The sequence below is a fragment of the Rossellomorea sp. GQ25 genome (assembly GCF_059758515.1).
The window spans coordinates 93701-113123 of sequence record NZ_JCAXEQ010000001.1 but is presented as its reverse complement, the minus strand read 5'-3'; the positions used below and the strand labels follow the sequence as shown (position 1 = coordinate 113123).

Sequence of the window (19423 nt, the reverse complement as noted above, 5' to 3'; positions counted from 1 at the left end):
GCTGTTGATTGCCTTTTACCTAACATAAAAACAAAGCCTATTATTTAAACAAATTCTTTATACCCGAACAATTCCAAAGTGAAATTTGGCTGATGGTCTTTTCATGACGTCAAATCCCAGTTCTTCGAATAATGAGGACTGATAGTGTTCTTTTAATACTACCCTCTTTTTGGCCACCCTTTTTGCTTCTTCTACCCCTTCTTTTGTTAAGCCTGTATAGCTTGCCCATTGGCGGATCGGGTTAATTCCATGAGAATCTTTTAAGGCTTCTTCAAACATGGGATCAAGGTAAACGACATCAAATGCATCATCCGGTATTTTCTTTAATTCTTCCTGAAAATGTCCATTGATGACACTGATTCGATTCATGGCTCTATTCAGATCATGAAGGGGAGATACCCAGTCCTGAAGTCCGTGATGAAGGATATGCGAGATATACTTATTCGCTTCGATTCCCACTACTTTTCCCTTTTCACCGACGATATGGCTGGCGATAATACTATCTGAAGCAAGCCCTAGTGTACAGTCCAGGAAACTCATGCCCTCTTTAAGGTCAGCAGCTTCTAGGAGTGGATCGGTCTCTCCGCGAATGATTCTTTTGATTCGGAAGGAAGCGGAGTTAGGGTGAAAAAAAAACGGTTCGCTTTTTTCATCTCTAGTATGAAGTTCTAATCTCTCTTTTCCGATCACTAAACAGTCTTGTTCGTGCAGATTCATATGGTGTAAAATCGATCTCTTTTTTCTGGGGATATAGGGAATATCGAGTATCTCTGCTGTTTTATGTGCTTTTTCTATAACTTCCTGGTTCGCTCTCCCGCATGTTGTGACAAACACGATAAACATTCTCCTTTAATGGTACCATTTTGCTTGTACGTTTTTTCTAACGTTTATTTATCCTACCATAAAAAGAAACGGATGACAGAGTCACCCGTTTCTTTTTGGTCTTTAGCAATTTTCGTTATAAGCTGTGGATAAATTAGAAATAATCGATGAAATATCATGATCTTCAATTTCTTCCCTTGGGATGAAGTGAACGACTTTATTTCCTTTAAGTAAAGCCATTGATGGGGAGGAAGGTTCGTACCCTTCGAAATACTCTCTCATTTTGGCTGTTGCTTCTTTGTCTTGTCCAGCAAAGACAGTAACGAGGTGATCCGGTGTTTTTTCATTATTCATGACTGACTGCGTTGCAGCGGGTCTTGCAAGTCCCGCTGCACACCCACATACAGAGTTAACAACAACCAAGGTTGTTCCATCTGCATTTTCCATATAATTCACTACTTCTTCTTCTGTACCCAACTCTTTGAAGCCTGCTTGTGTAAGTTCTTGTCTCATCGGCTTAACTAACTGTCTCATATACTCTTCGTATGCCATTGACATCTATAATCAACCCTTTCCCACTTTTATTGGTGACGTGATTCGGTCATCTGTTTCCAAACAGATCCTTTTGCTTCTTCGCCGCCTTCTATTCGTTCGATGGCCATTTTCACTTGAAGCTTCACTTCGAATTCAGGGTCATTTTCCGCTTCCCGTAAGCCAGGCAGTGCAGATTCATCCCCTACTTCATAAAGGAACATGGCAGCACGCCATCTGACAAGTTTACTCTTATCCTTTAAGGCCTGAATCATTTCCGGAGTGGCTTTTGCAAAACCTAAGTCCGAAAGGCAATCCCCAGCAGTTCTCCTAACTGTGACTGATTTATCACGTAAACCCTTGTACAGCAAAGGAAGTACTTTTTCATCTTCAATCATTCCCAAATAGACAATAGCCAATCGGCGAATGGCTACTTTCTCGTCCTCCAGGGCTTTCTCCAAGAGAGGTAAATCATCTAACGTCGGATCCTCCATCGCATCCAGCTTCTGATACCTTGTTTGCCAGTCCGGGGCTTCAAAGTCCGAGACACTCACCTTTTGCTTTTTCTTGTAAATGAGAGGTCCCTTGGAATCGGTTGTTTCCTGTGCTTCTTCGACAAGTGCTCCCAGCCTTTCAGAAGGATAGGCTGCAACTAGTTCTTCCGTCACATTGTTACCAATCTCATCTAAGCCTCCGTACCGGATACCGTAATCTTTCCACTTTCTGAGAAGGACAACATTATCCCCATCTTTTTGAGCCTGACCGATCGCCGCCAGGAATGGGGCGGGAAGGGAAAATCGCTTCTCTTGTTCCCCGTCTGTCACCTTTACTTGCATCGGAATTCCCTTGAACATCTGCACGCTCACATTCACTTCACCAAAATGTTCTTCCATGGGAGATTCACTTTCCTGGTCTAGAGTATCTTCACCGAATGCTTTTCTAACCTGTGGCAAAAGCTCTTGCCAATCGAATTTCGCATTTCGTTCAACGGCTAAGAAGTCGGCAACATGATAGACCCCTTTAATGCCGTCAATGGCAAGGATATCTTTAATGACGGGAGGAGCCCCGTCCGCTTCATCTTTTTTATAATTATTGCTCTTCCCGGCTTTCATTTCCTGATCAAGAAGAACTTTCATCGTATTAGGACTTGGAGTAGGTTCAATCGATACTATCCTCAAGCTTGTTACCCCTTTCTATAAACAGTTCGTATACCATCCATTCTAACACAGTATCCATGATGCCTTAAACGAAGAGACTTATTCAGCAAATTCGGAAAGGTATGTCCATCTTTCAATGAGCTCTTCCAATTGCTCGTTGAGTTTTTCACTTTCGTTCATTAACTGTTGTGCTTTTTCAAAATCACTGCCGACCTTTTGCAGCTCAGCATCTGCTTCTTCTATCCTCTTCTCAATGTCTGCCATCTTTTCTTCGATTTCGTCCCATTCCCTCTTTTCCATGTAAGAAAGCCTCTTTTTCTCTTTTTCCTTCTCTTCTTTCACGGGAGCAGATTCTTGCTTCTTGACCGGATCCTGCTTCTTACTTTTAGCTTCGTTCTTTTCCAGGTACTCAGTATATTCCCCAAAGTAAAAGTCGATTTGTCCATCGCCATTAAAGACCAGTAATTGCTCAGCTGTTTTATCTAAAAAGTAGCGGTCATGGGAAACGGTTATGACAACACCTGAAAATTCATTTATATAATCTTCCAGAACGGTGAGGGTTTCTGTATCCAAATCGTTCGTCGGCTCATCAAGCAAAAGGACATTCGGTTTTGACATCAATAGCTTAAGCAAGAAGAGTCTTCGTTTTTCTCCACCGGAAAGCTTCTGGATCAATGTACCATGCGTGCTCATGGGAAAGAGGAATCTTTCCAACATGGATGTAACAGAGATTTGCTCTCCTTTATCCGTCGTTATATATTCTCCTGCTTCTCTTATATATTCGATCATACGCATATTCTCATCAAGTTCTTCATGACCTTGGGTATAGTAAGCGACTTTTACGGTTTGGCCTTTAAGTAATTCACCACTTGTAAGCGCATCGGTTCCGGCAAGGAGGTTAAGAAAAGTTGATTTTCCGCTCCCGTTTTTACCTACGATTCCGATTCGGTCTTTAGGCTTAATGAGGAAAGAAAACTCCTCTAAAATCCGCTTGTCTTCAAACATTTTTGAAGCATTCTTGAACTCAAATACTTGTTTACCCAGACGGTTTCCTCCGATTGCCATTTCAACCTGTCCGCCTGAGGGACCTGAAGACATTGTATCCTCTAAATTTTCGAATCGTTGAATTCGAGCCTTTTGTTTAGTGGTTCTGGCTTTTGCTCCCCTTCTCATCCAGGCAAGCTCTCTTCGATAAAGATTTTGCTGTTTTTCGGATAATTGGCGTTCCACCTCTTCCCTGGAAGCCTTCGCCTCAATAAATGAAGCATAATTTCCTTTGTAGGAGTAAAGGTTTCCTCCATCCAATTCAAAGATTTTGTTCGTTACCTTATCGAGGAAGTAACGGTCATGGGTCACGAGTAACACAGATCCGTTATACTTTCCTAAATAATCTTCCAGCCATTTGATGGACTGGTAGTCTAAATGGTTGGTCGGTTCGTCCAGGATTAATAAGTCCGGAGTTTCAATCAGGACGCCTGCCAGCGCCACTCTCTTTTTTTGTCCACCTGATAGCTCGCTCATTTTCTTTGAAAAGTCGTGAATTCCCAGTTTTGTTAAAATGGATTTCGCATTTGCACTTGCGTCCCAGGCGTGAAGGATATCCATCTGCTTTTGAGCTTCAAATAAATCCTCTTGTATTCGAGGATTTTCTGAGTTGTTCTCCATTTCCATAAGGGCTATTTCATAATTCCGCATAGCTTGAATGATTTTTGCTTCACCACGAAACACTTGTTGTATCACGGTTAAATTCCCATCAAAAGCAGGCTCCTGTTGAAGGTAGGCAATATGATAATCGCCCGGCTTCGTCAACTCACCTGTATCATATTCTTCCATCCCGGCAATGAGTTTCAACAGGCTTGATTTACCCGTTCCATTCACCCCGATCAGTCCGACTCTTTCTTTCTCAGTAATCGAAAACGATATATCTTTAAACAGAGTTTTCTCTCCATACGTTTTAGAAAGATTCTCAGCTGTTAACATTCTCATTCTTGACCAGTCCATTCTTTATTAAATTGCTCTAAAAACCGCAACATGAAAGTATGACGTTCCACTGCCAGTTTCCTTCCCGTTTCCGTACACATTAAGTCTTTCAGCTTTAATAACTTTTCATGAAAATGATGGACACTGGAACTATCCCCATTTCTGTACTCCTCTACGGTCATCTCCGTCCTTACTTGAAATTCAGGGTTATACAGCGGTCGACCTTTCTTTCCTCCATATGCAAACGTTCTGGCAATCCCGATGGCACCAATGGCGTCAAGGCGATCGGCATCGCGCACGATTTTCGCTTCTATGGATGTTAATACTGCTTCATGACCACCTTTATAAGATATGGAATAAATAATCGATTTCAGTAATTTCGTTTCAGTTTCCGTAAGAGAGAGGGTGGATAGGATGTGATCCAGCCTTTTCTTCCCCTTTTCTTCTTCCACGAACTTATCATCCGGAACATCATGTAGCAATGCAGCCAGCTCGATGATATATGTATGGGGTACATTTTCTCTCCTGGCAATGATAAGCGCCTGTTTTCGTACACGATCCAAATGATACCAATCATGTCCTGTAGACTCACCCAGGTACTCATGTTTTAAATAGTCGATTATACCGTCCAGCTTTTTCCGTTCCATAGTCACCTTCTCCTCTATTGTACCAAATAATATCCTCTAATCAGAATAAAAAGGAGTGGATGTATGATTCTACACATCCCTCCTTTCGCTACTAATTCTCTTCGTTATCTCCAAACCAGCTTATTCCGATCGTATTAGCTCCTGCATGCACTCCAATTACAGCCCCCAAAGGATACGCCCCAAATTCGATCTCCGGGTACGTTTTTTTCAATTGTCCAATCCATTCTATGGCATCTTCCCGGTTTAACCCGTGTAATACGGATACTTTCGTTATTTTTTTCACAGATAGAGCTTGATCTAAGCGATCGCTCATCCTCGTCAATCCTTTTTTAATACTTCTTACCTTGTCCTTCACTTCAAGTTTTCCATTCTCTATCGCAAGCATAGGCTTTACATTAAGAACACTCCCCAAGAAGAACGAAAGCCCACTCATTCGTCCACTTTTATGTAGTTGCTCTAAGCTGCCCACCATTACATAGGTTTCACAAGAAGCGATTCTTTTTTCAATTGCTACTTTTGTTTGTAGTGGGTCTTTCCCTTCATGCAGTAATCTTTGACCGAAAAGGATCAATTCTGTCAATGGATTGGAAATGACCTTCGAATCTATACAGATAATGTTCGGTGCTGTATCCTTTAACAGTTCTGCAGCTTGATGGGCAGATGAATATGTGCCGCTGAAATGAGAAGAAACATGGATTGAAAAGATATAATCATAGTCCTTGGATAATTTTTCATACAACGCTTTAAACGTCCCGATTGAAGGTTGTGAGGTTTTCACTTCTACCTTTTCTTCCTTTAATTTCAAGAACAACTCTTCCGGAGATAAGTCTACACCGTCTTGATACTCCCGCTCCCCAAAAAGTATATTCATTGGAACGATATAGATGTGATTTTCTTTACTACTTGAATGAATTGGAACAAATGCTGTGCTATCTGTTACCCAGGCTATTCTCATTGTAAAATCCCCTTTTTCTATATAATGATGAACTCCTTGTAGTGCTAGAAGTCTTTTCGATCAAGCTGTTGTAATGTATCAACCGAAAATGAGATCATTTGAAGAACATCATCCACCATTTCTTCTGTAATGACTCTATTAAAAGTCAGAACCCCCTCGTAGGCAGTCGGTTGAAGAGAAGATGTAACTTCTTTCCATTCCCAATTTTTATCCTTACTCCATGTTTCTTCAAGAAACGACCGGCAATGATGCAACTTCTCATCGCCTTTATAGACGATGAGGATGTCAGCTCCTGCCGTATTCATTTCTGTCATCATCTTTCTCTCTGCCAGAAAATGACCCATATCAGCTTTCAAATGAAATTCTATCGAAATGGATTTCTTGTAAGGTAAAGAATAGTGAATTTGATAACAACGTTCATAGTGGGCAAAGTCAAATAAATCCTTCCGGTCAAGGATTTGGATTTCACCTGTCAAATCAAGATCATAGACAGCTCCCTCAAAGACTACCTTTAAGTTATCAAATGCTGTTGGATCAAACATACTCTCCTCTCCTTCAATCCTCAATGACTAAAATAACCCTACAGCCCTGCCGTCATCATCCACATTCATTCCGAATGCTGCCGGTTTTTTTGGCAGGCCTGGCATGGTCATTACTTCTCCTGTTAATGCAACAATAAATCCGGCTCCAATTTTCGGCTTAAGCTCTCTGATTGTGATCGTAAAATCTTCAGGCCGCCCGAGTTTAGATGGATCATCGGATAAGGAATATTGAGTCTTAGCCATACAAACAGGCAGGATCCCCCACCCTTGATCTTCAAATTGCTGGAGCTGCTTTCGTGCTTTTACCGTGTAATCTATTTCTTTCGCTCCATAAACCTTTTTCGCAATCGTTTCAATTTTAGATTGGAGTGAATCAGAAAGTTCATATAGACGAGAAAATTCTTTTGTGTTCCCTTCGATCTCATGCAATACCTTTTCGGCTAAGTCTCTTCCACCCTCTCCACCTTTAGCCCATACATCGGTTAGTGAAACTTGCACTCCCAGGTTTTCGCACCACTTGATAAGGGTCTGGATTTCGTCATCACTATCCGTCACAAATCGATTAACGGCAATCACATAAGGTACGTTGAAATGATCTAACGTTTCCATGTGCTTCTTCAGATTAGTTAATCCTTTTTGCAGAGCCTGAAGGTTTTCAGCTTGAAGATTACTTTTCCCTTGACCTCCATGCATTTTCAGAGCACGGATGGTGGCTACAAGCACGATGGCATCCGGGACTAAGTCTGCAGCTCGAGATTTGATATTCAGAAACTTCTCGGCTCCTAAATCAGCACCAAATCCAGATTCCGTCACAACATAATCAGCCAGCTTAAGGGCTGTTTTGGTCGCCATGACACTATTACACCCATGGGCGATGTTTGCGAATGGTCCGCCATGAATAAGGGCAGGAGAATGTTCGATCGTTTGAACGAGATTAGGCTTTAGGGCATCCTTTAACAATAATGTCAGCGCACCTTCAACTCCTAAATCTTCGACGGTAATCGGTTGTTTTGAAAAGTTGTATGCGACAACCATCCTTCCAAGCCTTCTTCTTAATTCCTCAAGATTTTGAGATAAACAAAGAACAGCCATAATCTCAGACGCCACTGTAATATCAAATCCGTCTTCACGGGGAACACCTTGTACCGGTCCACCTAAACCAACGATGATTTGTCTAAGCGCACGGTCATTCATATCCAGAGCCCGTTTCCATACGACCCTTCTTTGATCAATATTCAATTCATTTCCCTGATGGATATGATTATCTACCAATGCGGCTAAAGCGTTATTCGCAGTCGAAATAGCGTGGATATCCCCTGTGAAATGAAGGTTGATATCCTCCATGGGCAGGACTTGGGAATACCCTCCTCCTGTTGCTCCGCCTTTGATTCCCATCGTTGGACCAAGTGATGGTTCCCTCATGGCAATGATGGTGTTTTTACCTAACTGATTTAACGCATCCCCCAGTCCTACTGTAACCGTTGATTTCCCCTCGCCTGCCGGAGTCGGGTTAATCGACGTTACAAGGATTAATTTCCCATTGGAATGGTCCTTGAGTGTATGTATCGCTTCATAGGATAATTTCCCTTTATATTTACCATAAAGCTCTAGATCATCTTCTGTGAGACCGATTTTTTTCGCAATATCCAGTATCGGTTGCATAGTAGATTGTTGAGCAATTTCAATATCTGATTTTACTTTTTTCTTCGTTGTCGTCACTTGAACTCACCTTCTAGTTTCATATTTACAGTTAAGCAGCATGTCCTTTTATTTCAATCAATCTTTAAGAAAAAGCATGCTTTTTCTTAAACTTCATTTACAAACGGTTTGTACTCTGTAGTATTTCTTTATTTTACACTATAAATCAACCTTATCTCTTTTGAATTTATATCTTCACCATTATGATCTTTCCTAATAAAAACATGATCGGTCCTCACACTAGAGAATCGATCATGTTTTATTATTTTTGGAACATGAACAAGGTCATAAAGGTTAAAGCCTGTTTTAATTCATTTGTGAGATTCTCTGTTAAGGACGACTTCACACCCTTTTTATAGACCCAGTCTTCATCGACCTTCTTCCACCCTTTTTCACTAGCCAGTTTCTCTAATTCCCATGGCATCATCGTATTACATATAACTTCCTTTCCTTGTAGACGTGGAAAGGCATTATCTCTGGGGTGAGCAGTAGGGCCTAATAAAGCAATACATATGTACCCATTCGGAGTCACAACCCGTTCGATTTCGTTCAGAGTATGTAAGGGATTTTCAGTCCATTCAACTGAATTTATCGCCATGACGGCATGAAATTGTTCATCTTGAAATGGAAGGGATCGCAAATCACCTTGGAAAAATGATAGTTTGTCCTTTTCTTGCTTTTTAGCTATTTCAACCATTTTCTCAGAGAAATCCATCCCTGTGACCACATATCCCTTTTTATATAATAAGTAGGAACCATACCCGTCACCACATCCTAAATCAGCTACACACTTCCCAGAATCAATATGTTTAGTAAAGAATGGGATGATCGCTTTCCTGCTTCCACTCGTCCACATTTCAACACTTCGTTCGTGCCAGTGATCTGCATTGTCTTCCCAGCGGGTTTTCGCACTTGTATGCCATTCTGAATTCTTCATATGTACACCTCAATAATATTTTCTCTTTTTTTCTCTTTTGTTCTATATTCTCATTCGATAAGCGAAAATCCTTCTTTCCAAGAGTGAAGACTTGGACAACGCTGAATAAATAATAATATTATGTAAACTTAATAGTCGCATTGGCAAGTCGATTATGTTTTCCATCCTTTTTGTCCATACTATTTTTATAATCAGAACAAGAAAGGTGATGTTGTATGGAAGAGATTTCTAAAGTTCAACGGAACTACCATGGAGACATTATCAGTTTCCAAACTTCTTCTGGCCGTATAATCTCCTATCGAAAAGCTGTATTGGAAGCTTCAGAGGGATTACTTCAAGGAGTGACCTTGAATGAGAATGAATGGGGAGAAACAGAATTATCAAGTATGTCCGTTGATGACGGAAGCTTCAATGACTATCCTTCAATTTTTTAATCGGGAACCTATTCCTGACATGTGCACTGAGAATTAAACAGTACCTAAATACAACAAAAAGGACTTTCATGCCATGCTGCATGAAGTCCTTTTGTCTTTGTTCGGAGTTGTCATGATTTTTTATTCACTACGATTTTGAATTGTTCGAAGTTCTTTTACCCGGTCCTTCTCTTCATCGAAGAATTGGACGAGATCTCCAATACGATCAATGGAATCCCAGCTTAGGTGGTGTTCGATTCCTTCCACGTCTTCATAAATATGCTCTTCTTTCACTCCAATTACACGAAGGAATTGCTCTAACAGTTCATGTCTATATACTAAACGCTTCCCTACTTTGTTTCCTTTTGGAGTCAGAACAAGCCCGCGATATTTCTCGTAAATGAGATAATCGTCCTTATCTAACTTCTGCACCATTTTGGTAACTGAGGAGGGGTGAACAGATAAAGCTTCTGCTATATCTGATACTCTTGCATAACCTTTGTTCTCAATTAACATATAAATCTGTTCTATATAATCTTCCATACTTGGTGTAGGCATTCTGTACCCTCCAAATTCCCATAAATATCATTAAAAGTTTACTATAAGTACAGAATGAATACAACCCAAGCACTTTAAATTACTCCTCTGTCAATCGCTGATTTAAGAACCTTGAAATCAACCCGTATTTTGGTGATAACATCCATACGATGAAGAATACAAGTCCGGCGGCCACTGCCATTGCACCGGAAATGGACACATCGAACAGCTTTGCCCCGTAATATCCGATGATGCTGTCACAGACTCCAATTACCCCGCTTAAAAGAAGCATCACTTTATATCGGTCAGTAAGTAAATATGCTGTAGCACCAGGGGCAATGAGCATCGCTACCACAAGAATCGCACCAACGCTATCAAATGCGGATACAGTCGTAACGGATACCAGACCCATTAATATATAATGAACCGCAAGTACCGGGATTCCAATTGCCGCTGCCATACTTGGATCAAAAGAGGTTAATTTAAACTCTTTGAACAGAAGGAAAATGATGAGGATATCCACTAGCAATACAGATCCCAGCATCACAACTGATTTAGGAATGTCCCCGAGTATCGGCAATGACAAGGTATTCCAAGGGACGAATGCAATTTCACCCATTAAGGCATGTTCCACATCCAAATGAACATTCTTAGCAAACAATGAAATGAGGATGACTCCTACAGCAAACAGGGAAGTAAACACTACACCTATTGCAGCATCTTCCTGGATCCCGCTGGAATTCAATAACTGAACCATAAAGGTAGTCAACAATCCAGCCACTGCTGCACCGATCAACATATAAAATCCATTCATACTTTGACTGACAATGAATGCCATAACCAATCCGAGGAGCACGGTATGACTGATTGCATCTGCTAACATCGACATCTTTCTCAGGATTAAGAAACATCCTACGATGCCACAGGATAAACCAACTAAACTACCAGTCAGAAGAATCCATAATTCATAACTCATACCCTTGCCCCCCTCTTCTACTTGACATTTTTACATTTAAGAAAGGATATTGGATATAAATGTCGGACATTTTCATTTGCAGCTTTGTGAGTTGCTCTTTTGATAACGTCTCTTTTTCTTCCTTTTCAATCCAATGAATATCAAGTGACCCCAACTCACTAGGGTACATCTCTTTCAGTTCCATGATTTCATCAACAAAGCTGAATTGCTCCGCTTTCATTAGCCCTGATTTAGTAATCGTCAATATTCCATCCTCTTGATCCAGGTAACCTTTTTTCATTAGATGCTTCAATACCCGGTTAAATTTTAATTTAGAAATATTACTTTGTTGAAATAAATGATCTACACGTATCGTTTGTTTACCTGATTCATACATCTTTTTCAATATAAAGCGCATAGCCAGTCGATCATCATTTTTCAACCTTTTCAATATAACCGAGATTAATCCGCGCTTCGGAGAGAACAGCATGGATACGATAAAAATAACTGTAGCCGTCAATACGATGAAAGGACCGGTCGATAACCCTTTACCAAGGGTACTGATCAGCGTTCCGACTGCCCCTGATAAGCCTCCGATAATTCCTGAAATAAAGACCATTGTCCGCAATGAATCCGTCCAGTATCTTGCTGATATGGCAGGAGTGATCAGCATAGCTGCCATCAGGATGACACCTACTGCTTGAATACCGATGACAACCGTAATAACTAGTAAGGAAACAAAAAGAAAATTCAAAAAACCTACAGGAAGCCCGATTCCCCTCGCGAATTGAGGATCAAAGGTACTCACCTTAAATTCTTTGAATAAAAGTGACGTAATAATAATTAAAGACGCTGCCGTAAAGCCCATAAGCTGAACATCTCTCCCCACCAGGGAAGCTGCCTGCCCAAAGATGAAATCATCCAAACCGCTTTGGTTACCAGTAGGCATTTGAGCGACTTTTGTTAAAAGGACGATACCTAATCCAAAGAATACAGACAATACCAAACAAATAGCCGTGTCTTCCTTTATTCTCGTTGTGTTCGTAATGAGTTGTATCGTGTAAGCAGCAAGGAGACCAGTGGCGGCAGCACCAATCAATAGTACAAAGAAATTTTTCTCACCAATGAACATAAATGCAAAACAGATTCCCGGCAATGCTGCATGGGCGACCGCATCCCCTATTAAGCTTTGTTTCCTTAGTAAAGCAAAGCTGCCTAAAACTCCGCTCGCAATCCCCAGTAATAAGGTACTCAGCAATACCCATTGTGTATTTCCGTCCGTTAAAATCGATTGCCATAAATGATTCATCTTATGCACCTCTTTCTAAGGATGAATTAACATTTGATCCTTTTCCAGGAAAGATAATTTCCCTCCATAGGTTAGTTGTAGATTCTCTACGCTAAACACATCTTTCGTTGGACCATAGGCGATAGTTTTTCTATTCAGTAACAGCGTCCAATCAAAATACTCTGTAACAGTCTGTAAATCATGATGAACAACCAATACGGTCTTGCCTTGTTCCTTTAATTCATTTAATAAAGAAATGATTGCTTTTTCCGTTGCAGCGTCCACACCAACAAATGGTTCATCCATGAAATAGACTTCCGCTTCCTGAGCCAGTGCCCTTGCAAGGAAAACCCTTTGCTGCTGTCCTCCTGATAGCTGACTTATTTGTCTTGATGCAAATTGAGTCATTCCTACTTTATCGAGACACTCCATTGCAAATTGAACATCTTTTTTTGATGGCCTCTTAAACCAGCCTAAATGACCATATCTCCCCATTAATACGACATCCAATGCATTTGTAGGGAAATCCCAATCTACAGATCCACGCTGAGGGACGTACCCAACTAATTTGCTTTTAGGGGAATAGGCTTTTTCAAAGATTTTGATATCACCGGACGAGCGGGGAATCAAACCCAGAATGGCTTTAATTAATGTAGATTTTCCTGCACCATTAGGGCCGACAATTCCGATCAATCTCCCTTTTGGAACAGAAAATTCTACGTCCATCAAAACCGGTTTTCTATGATAGGCAACGGTTAATCCCTTTATATCAACTGAATTCATGGTATCGCCTCCTAAGACTTACTTTAGTTCCTCTACAATCGTATCAACGTTATGCTTATACATACCGATGTACGTTCCTTCTTCTGTTCCTTCTTTCCCCATAGCATCAGAGAATAATTCCCCGCCTTTTTCGACTTCATGGCCTTTATCTTTTGCCCCTGCTATAACGGCGTTGATCGATTTTTCAGAGATACTTGATTCTACAAACACCGCTTTGATGTTTCTGTCTACCAATGTATTTACAAGAGACTGCACGTCTGCTAATCCATATTCAGCATCTGTACTCAGACCTTGTAATCCCATAACTTGAAGATCGTATTTTGCTCCGAAGTAATTAAATGCATCGTGAGCTGTAACGAGAACTCTTTGTTCTTCTGGAATCTTTGACATTTCTTCCGTAGCATATGCTTTCAGTTCATCTAATTCCGCAAAGTACTTTTCAGTATTTCGAATGTAGTCTTCTTTGTTCTCGGGATCTTTCTCGATCAATCCGTCGCGCACTTGCTCCAATGCAATTTTCCATAAATCAATATCGAACCACACATGTGGGTCTGTTGCCGTATTATCTGCCTGATCTTTACGCAGCTTATCTTTAGGTATACTATCAGCGATTGCATAAGTCGGTTTTTCCTTGTTCATTTTTTCGAAGATCTCAAGCATTTTCCCTTCTAAATGGAGACCGCTATAGAAAATAATATCTGCTTCCTGAAGTTTACCAATATCCGACTGTTTAGCTTTGTAAAGGTGAGGATCCACACCAGGTCCCATTAAACTTTGAACTTCTACATGCTCTCCTCCAATATTTTTAACTGCATCCCCTATTTGCCCTATTGTTGTCTTAACGATTATTTTATCGTTTTTAGTACCAGTGGTAGTTGCTCCACAGCCTGATAGGATAAGTCCTGCCGCTAAAATAAGGATCATCCCGACAAGAGCCATTAATCTTATTTTCATGTTTAATCTCCTCTCCAACCCATATGTTTTTTTGATATCTACTACATCTACCTTATTCATGAAACTTATATTTGTTCACTTTTTTTTACACAAGTAATTTCTTTTTTATAAGACTACAAAAGTTTCCTTAGTGCAAATTTTATTTCCTAACTCAATATTTGTCAATACATAATCACCAAATTGTTTAAACATTTCCGCAAAAACAGGAGGGAATGTTGACTCGAAAATCGTCATATTGTATAGTAAAGACATCATTGAAGTGTACGATTTTTATGCTTATTTCTAACGTATGAGAGTCAATCATTTCGTGAAAACTATTTTCCAGAGGCACAAACGTGCCTGAACGATTTAGGAGGATTTGAAAATGCAGAATGGTAAAGTAAAATGGTTCAACAATGAAAAAGGATTTGGATTCATCGAAGTTGAAGGTGGAGACGATGTGTTCGTTCACTTCTCAGCGATTCAAGGTGAAGGATTCAAAGCATTAGAAGAAGGTCAAGAAGTTTCTTTCGACGTTGTTGAAGGAAATCGCGGACCTCAAGCAGCAAACGTAGTTAAATTATAATCGTTCGAACAATATAGCATACCAAAGGGCAGCAATTCTTAGGTTCAACTAAGAATTGCTGCCCTTTATTTTTCAATTCAATTTTTGTCCGTAATTTCGAATTTGTTCTCCTATGGTGCATTTTTCTATACAAAAGCGGTGAGCATAGGTCTTTCCATACTCTTTGCGAAAGTGTGCTTTAAGTAAGCAGTCGTTACAGTAGGTGTCTATGAGCTCATCCACTTTATCCACCACTTCTTTTCTATTCATGTGATCACTCCTAAGCTTGTTCAAGGACTTACTGTGTATTGTTATTTATAGAGTACATAATAGGGAACGAAATTATTCTATTCGTTTGTTACTGTGGACTTTTGTGCCTTGTAAGGCTTGATTCGCCAACTTATCCGCTTCTTTATTATCTTTTCTATTCAGCACGACCCAATTGATTTTCAATCGAAGCTTTTTAATCAGGGCTTCCATACGATCGAGCCACCGACTCAAGCCCTCTTCATAACAAGGCCATTCCCCTTCCAACTGTTTTATTACCACCTGGGAATCTCCATTAATCGTACAAGGCGCATTTTTCACGCCGATTTCATCAAGCAATCCAAGGGCAATATGTAAAGCTGCGTACTCTGCTTCATTATTATTTTCAATTTCCTCGAGAAGTTCATTTTTTCTGATTCTAAATGATTCTCCTCCTTTGTCGTAATAAATGACAATCCCTGCACCGGCAATGAGCGATTCCTTATCAAACCCTCCGTCGAAATACACAACGATGTTTTCTGGTTCCTTGTCTAATTCCTGATTCAGTTTGATAAATTCCTTTCTTGACCACGAATTCCCCATTTCATCTATGATTTCAAGATCATGGACTCTTCCGGTTTTCATCAGATCATCGATATGAATCATTGTTTCTTTTCTTGGGAAGTAGTTCGATTCAAACCATATACTCGACGCTGATTTACTTGCATATTTAAATTTTAGTTTCATTTCCATAATCATTCGCTCCTTTTTCTTCATATAATTGTTCATTTTTGCTTTTATTTGTATAATGAGGACTATTGTTTCATTTACATGTTCATTAGGAGGACTTTATATGTTTAATATATGGTTTGGATTAGTCTTCGTTCTCATTACATTCTCTTTACTTCTGATTATGTATCGAATGTTTGGACGAACTGGACTGTTTGTATGGATAGGGGTATCCACGATACTTGCTAACTTACAGGTCGTTAAAACGATAGAAATTTTCGGGTTGACCGCTACTTTAGGGAATGCCATGTACGGAACCGCTTTTTTAGTAACGGACATCCTTAACGAAAAATATGGAAAAAAAGAAGCCCAGAAAGCGGTGTGGTTAGGGTTCTTCACTTTAATCGTTATGACTATTATTATGCAGCTCGTGTTAGTATTTCAACCACATCCTGAAGATTTCGCCCAAGAATCTTTGGCAACAATCTTTGGGATCATTCCTAGAATTGTTCTTGGAAGCTTAGTCGCTTACCTCGTAAGTCAATTAACAGACGTGTATATCTTCACGTATTTAAAGAGGAAATTCCCTTCAGATTCACAGTTTTGGATTCGTAATAACGGAAGTACGATGGTGAGTCAGCTTTTAGATACTCTTGTATTCACAAGCATTGCTTTCCTGGGAGAGTATCCGATGGATGTCTGGTTTGAAATATTCATTACTACCTATCTCCTCAAATGGGTCATATCCATTATTGATACCCCATTTGGTTATGCGGCAAAACGATTCCCTAAAGATGTGGAATAGTGGTTGAAGCCGGGTGAACTGGTTTTCCCCCGGCTTTTTTATTGGAGGTATGGATTAAGGATTCGTTCTCCCTACCGTCACTTTTATATGCTACTATAATATTATTCTTACGATGTACCTTGAGGTGAACGCATATGATGGAAATAAATATTGATGGAGCAAGTGCAGGTAACCCCGGGCCAAGTGGAGCCGGTATATTTATTAAAAACAACGGAAAAGTGGAAAAACATTCCATCCCTTTAGGGGTCATGGATAATCATGAAGCTGAATTCATTGCATGTAAGAAAGCTCTAGAGATCTGTTTAGAAAAACATGCTGATACCGTGTGGCTGAAGAGTGATTCTCAAGCTGTCGTTCATGCGATTGAGAAAAAATTTGTACGGAATGCTCAATATAAGCAGTTGCTCGATGATATATTGGACATGACGAAGCAAATAGACCTTTTTTTCGTAAAGTGGATACCCAGCAAGGATAATAAAGCTGCAGATGAGCTGGCCCGAAAAGCCATTCATCTGAACTAGAGGAGGGTTCGTTTGGCTCGAATTGCTGATATTGCCTTGGTCGGTGTGGCTTTCATATGGGGAGCTACTTTCTTGGTTGTTCAATCGGCCATTGAATTCCTTCCCCCATTCATGTTTAATGGGATTCGTTTTCTAATGGCTGCTATCCCTTTAGTTGTGGCCCTGTTTATCAAAAGCACTCCGATTGTTAAGAGATCCATTTTGCACGGCATTTTTTTAGGGATATTTTTATTTATCGGGTATGCCTTTCAAACACTCGGCCTGTTATTTACAACCCCATCAAAAGCAGGGTTTGTTACAGGATTAAGCGTGGTCATGGTCCCTTTATTTTCATTTGTTTTCTTTAAACGCTCTCCTTCTAAAGGAGCCATAATGGGATCCATCTTAGCTGCAATAGGACTATACCTCCTTATGTCAGGTCATTCTCAGGCCTTCAATATAGGAGATGCCCTCGTATTCATTTGTGCCTTTGGGTTTGCTCTACATATTATTTACACTGATGTTTTCACAAAAAAAACATCCCTGCTCCTATTAACATCGGTGCAGTTATGTACAGTTGGAATCCTTTCAATGGGGTGTGCGCTTATTTTTGAAAATCCCCATGCTGTGCTGATGAATGGCGGATTGGGTAATAAGGAAGTAATGACCGCATTACTGATCACTTCACTATTGGCTACCTTATTGGCATTTATCACACAGACATACGCTCAAAGATACACAACTCCATCAAGGGTGGCGATCATTTTTACGTTGGAACCTGTATTTGCAGCCATCTGTTCCTATTTGTGGATCGGAGAACGATTGGGCTCTTTGGCTATTGCAGGAAGCGGATTAATCGTTCTTGGGATGCTCTTTTCTGAAATACCAATTCTTGCATGGATTTTGAAAAAAACGAACAGAAATCATTCTGTTGAAGTGAAATAGGAGGCCGATTGTCGGCTCTCCTATTTTTTTATGGGGTGAGATTGGGGTTGGAATTGGTTTGCTTTGTTTTATCAACCGTTATCTGGATTTATCGACCGTTACTCAGATTTATCAACCGTATTTTCAATATACCGACCGTTCTACAAATTTCGACAGAGTGGGCTTACTCCAACAAAGCAAAGACCACCAAAAAGGAAGAATTCCCTTTCTGGTGGTCTCGTGTCTTATGCTTGTCGCCCCTAACCAAGCCGCCTCCGCTTTTCTATTGTCCAGCTACGGCGGCTAGGGGCTCGAGGTCATAAGCCATGGCTACCAAAAAGGCAAAAATCGCCTTTCCGGTACCCCCGTCTTATGCTTGTCGCCCCTAACCAAGCCGCCTCCGCTTTTCTAGGCCAATCCCTGATTCACCATCCATCTCAATGCTTCTTTTCGGGATGCGATGTTTTGGGAATGAAGTCTTTCTAATATGGACATGTAAAAACTGCTATCGAATTGTTTTTGAGCTTTTAATGTGATTTCAATGGCGCTATTGACCAGTTCATCCGGGGCATCTGTGTATTTTTTGCCAAAATAGATGAAGCCAATTGCGTCTTCTTGAAATTTGAAGCCTTTGTTTTCAAGATCTATGAGAAATTCTTCTGTTGTCTTTTTCACGTTTCTCCTCACCTTACGCACTTTGTCTTCTCTTATCTTACAGAAAATTTTTTCTATTGCCTATCCTTTTTCGAAAACAGGAAGGCAATGTAGCCCAAAAATAAACCGAGTAATGCTCCTCCTACTACTTCTTGAGGTTGATGTCCCAGCATTTCTTTCAGTCGTTTTGGCTTTTTCTCTTCGAATTCTACCGCTTCTTTATCATGAGCTTTGCGAACGAGCTCATCTAAACTATTCACTTTAAGGGTCAGTTCGCCTGTTTGTCTTCGAATTCCTTGTGCATCGTACATGACGATTAGACCAAAGATAAATGAAAGAGCAAAGTCAATGGTTCTGACACCCCTCTTTAAAGCTATAAATGTCGTTAACGAAGCAACCCCTGCACTATGAGAACTTGGCATTCCCCCTGTTTGGAAAAACAGCTCAGGTTTCCATTCCTTCTTTTTTAAAAAGTGCAATGGAATCTTCAGACCCTGTGCGAGAGCTATACTAATAAGTGCTGTAACAATCCCTTTATTCACCCTTACACCTCCCTATCTTTAGTTTGTCCTAAAATTCTCTACCCATAGGATAATTATTATGAACATAGCCAAAATAATAATGATTACAGTAAAGGAGGAGTTTCGGTTATGACAAAAGGAAATAACAAAAACAAAGGTAAAAATGCCAAAAGTGTGAATCCACAAGGAATATCCCAGGATGCAGAATTTTCCATGGAGCCGAAGAGCCAATTGGAAAATGCCGCTAAGAAATCGAATACAAAGTAAGGATTTCCAAATAAAAAAGTGTCAGGGGCCAACC

The 19423-nt window shown here is 40.3% G+C and carries 24 protein-coding genes; 6 read left to right on the top strand and 18 right to left on the bottom strand.

Annotation, left to right across the window (positions count from 1 at the left end; translation table 11 throughout):
* Positions 1-57: 57 nt before the first annotated feature.
* The 9 genes from AC6CIB_RS00600 to AC6CIB_RS00560 form a co-directional block, all read right to left on the bottom strand.
* Entirely contained in the window at positions 58-834 is a 777-nt protein-coding gene (locus AC6CIB_RS00600; RefSeq protein WP_498277360.1) for a class I SAM-dependent methyltransferase, read from the bottom strand.
* Positions 835-945: 111 nt separating this feature from the next.
* The gene (locus AC6CIB_RS00595; protein WP_498277359.1) at positions 946-1380 is read right to left on the bottom strand and encodes a BrxA/BrxB family bacilliredoxin; all 435 of its coding nucleotides are present in this window, start codon (positions 1378-1380) and stop codon (positions 946-948) included.
* 23 nt (positions 1381-1403) lie between these two features.
* On the bottom strand, positions 1404-2531 hold the full coding sequence (locus AC6CIB_RS00590) for a conserved virulence factor C family protein (protein WP_498277358.1): 1128 nt from the start codon (positions 2529-2531) through the stop codon (positions 1404-1406).
* 78 nt (positions 2532-2609) lie between these two features.
* Entirely contained in the window at positions 2610-4496 is a 1887-nt protein-coding gene (locus AC6CIB_RS00585) for an ABC-F family ATP-binding cassette domain-containing protein (RefSeq protein WP_498277357.1), read from the bottom strand.
* Entirely contained in the window at positions 4493-5137 is a 645-nt protein-coding gene (locus AC6CIB_RS00580; protein WP_498277356.1) for an HD domain-containing protein, read from the bottom strand. The genes AC6CIB_RS00585 and AC6CIB_RS00580 overlap by 4 nt, the downstream gene beginning before the upstream one ends.
* A 91-nt stretch (positions 5138-5228) precedes the next feature.
* Positions 5229-6092 carry a DegV family protein gene (locus AC6CIB_RS00575; RefSeq protein WP_498277355.1) on the bottom strand — a complete coding sequence of 288 codons (864 nt, stop codon included), beginning with the start codon at positions 6090-6092 and terminating at the stop codon, positions 5229-5231.
* 44 nt (positions 6093-6136) lie between these two features.
* Positions 6137-6634, bottom strand: a complete 498-nt coding sequence (locus tag AC6CIB_RS00570; protein WP_498277354.1) for a hypothetical protein — start codon at positions 6632-6634, stop codon at positions 6137-6139.
* A gap of 27 nt (positions 6635-6661) precedes the next feature.
* On the bottom strand, positions 6662-8353 hold the full coding sequence (locus tag AC6CIB_RS00565; protein WP_498277352.1) for a formate--tetrahydrofolate ligase: 1692 nt from the start codon (positions 8351-8353) through the stop codon (positions 6662-6664).
* Positions 8354-8594: 241 nt separating this feature from the next.
* Positions 8595-9269, bottom strand: a complete 675-nt coding sequence (locus AC6CIB_RS00560; RefSeq protein ID WP_498277350.1) for a class I SAM-dependent methyltransferase — start codon at positions 9267-9269, stop codon at positions 8595-8597.
* A 215-nt stretch (positions 9270-9484) separates the two neighbouring features.
* Between AC6CIB_RS00560 and AC6CIB_RS00555 the strand changes: the two genes are divergently transcribed.
* Positions 9485-9703 (top strand): DUF3892 domain-containing protein, encoded by a 219-nt coding sequence (locus AC6CIB_RS00555; RefSeq protein ID WP_148969402.1) that lies wholly within the window; start codon positions 9485-9487, stop codon positions 9701-9703.
* A gap of 120 nt (positions 9704-9823) precedes the next feature.
* On the opposite strand, the gene mntR is transcribed toward AC6CIB_RS00555, so the two are convergent.
* The 5 genes from mntR to AC6CIB_RS00530 form a co-directional block, all read right to left on the bottom strand.
* Positions 9824-10240: a transcriptional regulator MntR gene (mntR, locus tag AC6CIB_RS00550; protein WP_498277348.1), complete on the bottom strand. Its 417-nt coding sequence runs from the start codon at positions 10238-10240 to the stop codon at positions 9824-9826.
* 79 nt (positions 10241-10319) lie between these two features.
* Positions 10320-11195, bottom strand: coding sequence for a metal ABC transporter permease (locus AC6CIB_RS00545; RefSeq protein ID WP_498277346.1), 876 nt, complete (start codon positions 11193-11195; stop codon positions 10320-10322).
* A complete protein-coding gene (locus AC6CIB_RS00540; RefSeq protein ID WP_498277345.1) occupies positions 11185-12483 on the bottom strand; it encodes a metal ABC transporter permease in 1299 nt (432 codons plus the stop codon). Before AC6CIB_RS00540 ends, AC6CIB_RS00545 begins: the two co-directional genes overlap by 11 nt.
* A gap of 15 nt (positions 12484-12498) precedes the next feature.
* Positions 12499-13245, bottom strand: coding sequence for a metal ABC transporter ATP-binding protein (locus AC6CIB_RS00535; RefSeq protein ID WP_299737824.1), 747 nt, complete (start codon positions 13243-13245; stop codon positions 12499-12501).
* An 18-nt stretch (positions 13246-13263) separates the two neighbouring features.
* Positions 13264-14199: a metal ABC transporter solute-binding protein, Zn/Mn family gene (locus AC6CIB_RS00530; RefSeq protein WP_498277344.1), complete on the bottom strand. Its 936-nt coding sequence runs from the start codon at positions 14197-14199 to the stop codon at positions 13264-13266.
* 364 nt (positions 14200-14563) lie between these two features.
* Here AC6CIB_RS00530 and cspD point away from each other — a divergent pair, with 364 nt between their 5' ends.
* Entirely contained in the window at positions 14564-14764 is a 201-nt protein-coding gene (gene cspD / locus AC6CIB_RS00525) for a cold-shock protein CspD (protein ID WP_324744262.1), read from the top strand.
* A gap of 72 nt (positions 14765-14836) precedes the next feature.
* Here the strand turns inward: cspD and AC6CIB_RS00520 are convergent, their stop codons facing one another.
* Positions 14837-15013 carry a zinc-finger domain-containing protein gene (locus AC6CIB_RS00520; protein ID WP_113970772.1) on the bottom strand — a complete coding sequence of 59 codons (177 nt, stop codon included), beginning with the start codon at positions 15011-15013 and terminating at the stop codon, positions 14837-14839.
* A 72-nt stretch (positions 15014-15085) separates the two neighbouring features.
* Complete coding sequence (locus AC6CIB_RS00515) at positions 15086-15742, bottom strand: reverse transcriptase-like protein (protein ID WP_498277342.1); 657 nt, start codon at positions 15740-15742, stop codon at positions 15086-15088.
* A gap of 100 nt (positions 15743-15842) precedes the next feature.
* On the opposite strand from AC6CIB_RS00515, the gene AC6CIB_RS00510 reads away from it, so the two are divergent.
* The 3 genes from AC6CIB_RS00510 to AC6CIB_RS00500 all read left to right on the top strand — a co-directional run bounded on the left by AC6CIB_RS00510 (position 15843) and on the right by AC6CIB_RS00500 (position 17968).
* Positions 15843-16523, top strand: a complete 681-nt coding sequence (locus AC6CIB_RS00510; protein WP_498277341.1) for a queuosine precursor transporter — start codon at positions 15843-15845, stop codon at positions 16521-16523.
* 134 nt (positions 16524-16657) lie between these two features.
* Positions 16658-17044: a reverse transcriptase-like protein gene (locus AC6CIB_RS00505; RefSeq protein ID WP_498277340.1), complete on the top strand. Its 387-nt coding sequence runs from the start codon at positions 16658-16660 to the stop codon at positions 17042-17044.
* 12 nt (positions 17045-17056) lie between these two features.
* Positions 17057-17968: a DMT family transporter gene (locus tag AC6CIB_RS00500; RefSeq protein ID WP_498277339.1), complete on the top strand. Its 912-nt coding sequence runs from the start codon at positions 17057-17059 to the stop codon at positions 17966-17968.
* Positions 17969-18355: 387 nt separating this feature from the next.
* Here the strand turns inward: AC6CIB_RS00500 and AC6CIB_RS00495 are convergent, their stop codons facing one another.
* Complete coding sequence (locus AC6CIB_RS00495) at positions 18356-18622, bottom strand: DUF6123 family protein (protein ID WP_324744267.1); 267 nt, start codon at positions 18620-18622, stop codon at positions 18356-18358.
* A 53-nt stretch (positions 18623-18675) separates the two neighbouring features.
* Positions 18676-19143: a divergent PAP2 family protein gene (locus AC6CIB_RS00490; protein ID WP_498277338.1), complete on the bottom strand. Its 468-nt coding sequence runs from the start codon at positions 19141-19143 to the stop codon at positions 18676-18678.
* 108 nt (positions 19144-19251) lie between these two features.
* Between AC6CIB_RS00490 and sspL the strand changes: the two genes are divergently transcribed.
* Positions 19252-19389 (top strand): small, acid-soluble spore protein L, encoded by a 138-nt coding sequence (gene sspL, locus AC6CIB_RS00485; protein WP_324744270.1) that lies wholly within the window; start codon positions 19252-19254, stop codon positions 19387-19389.
* Positions 19390-19423: the final 34 nt, after the last annotated feature.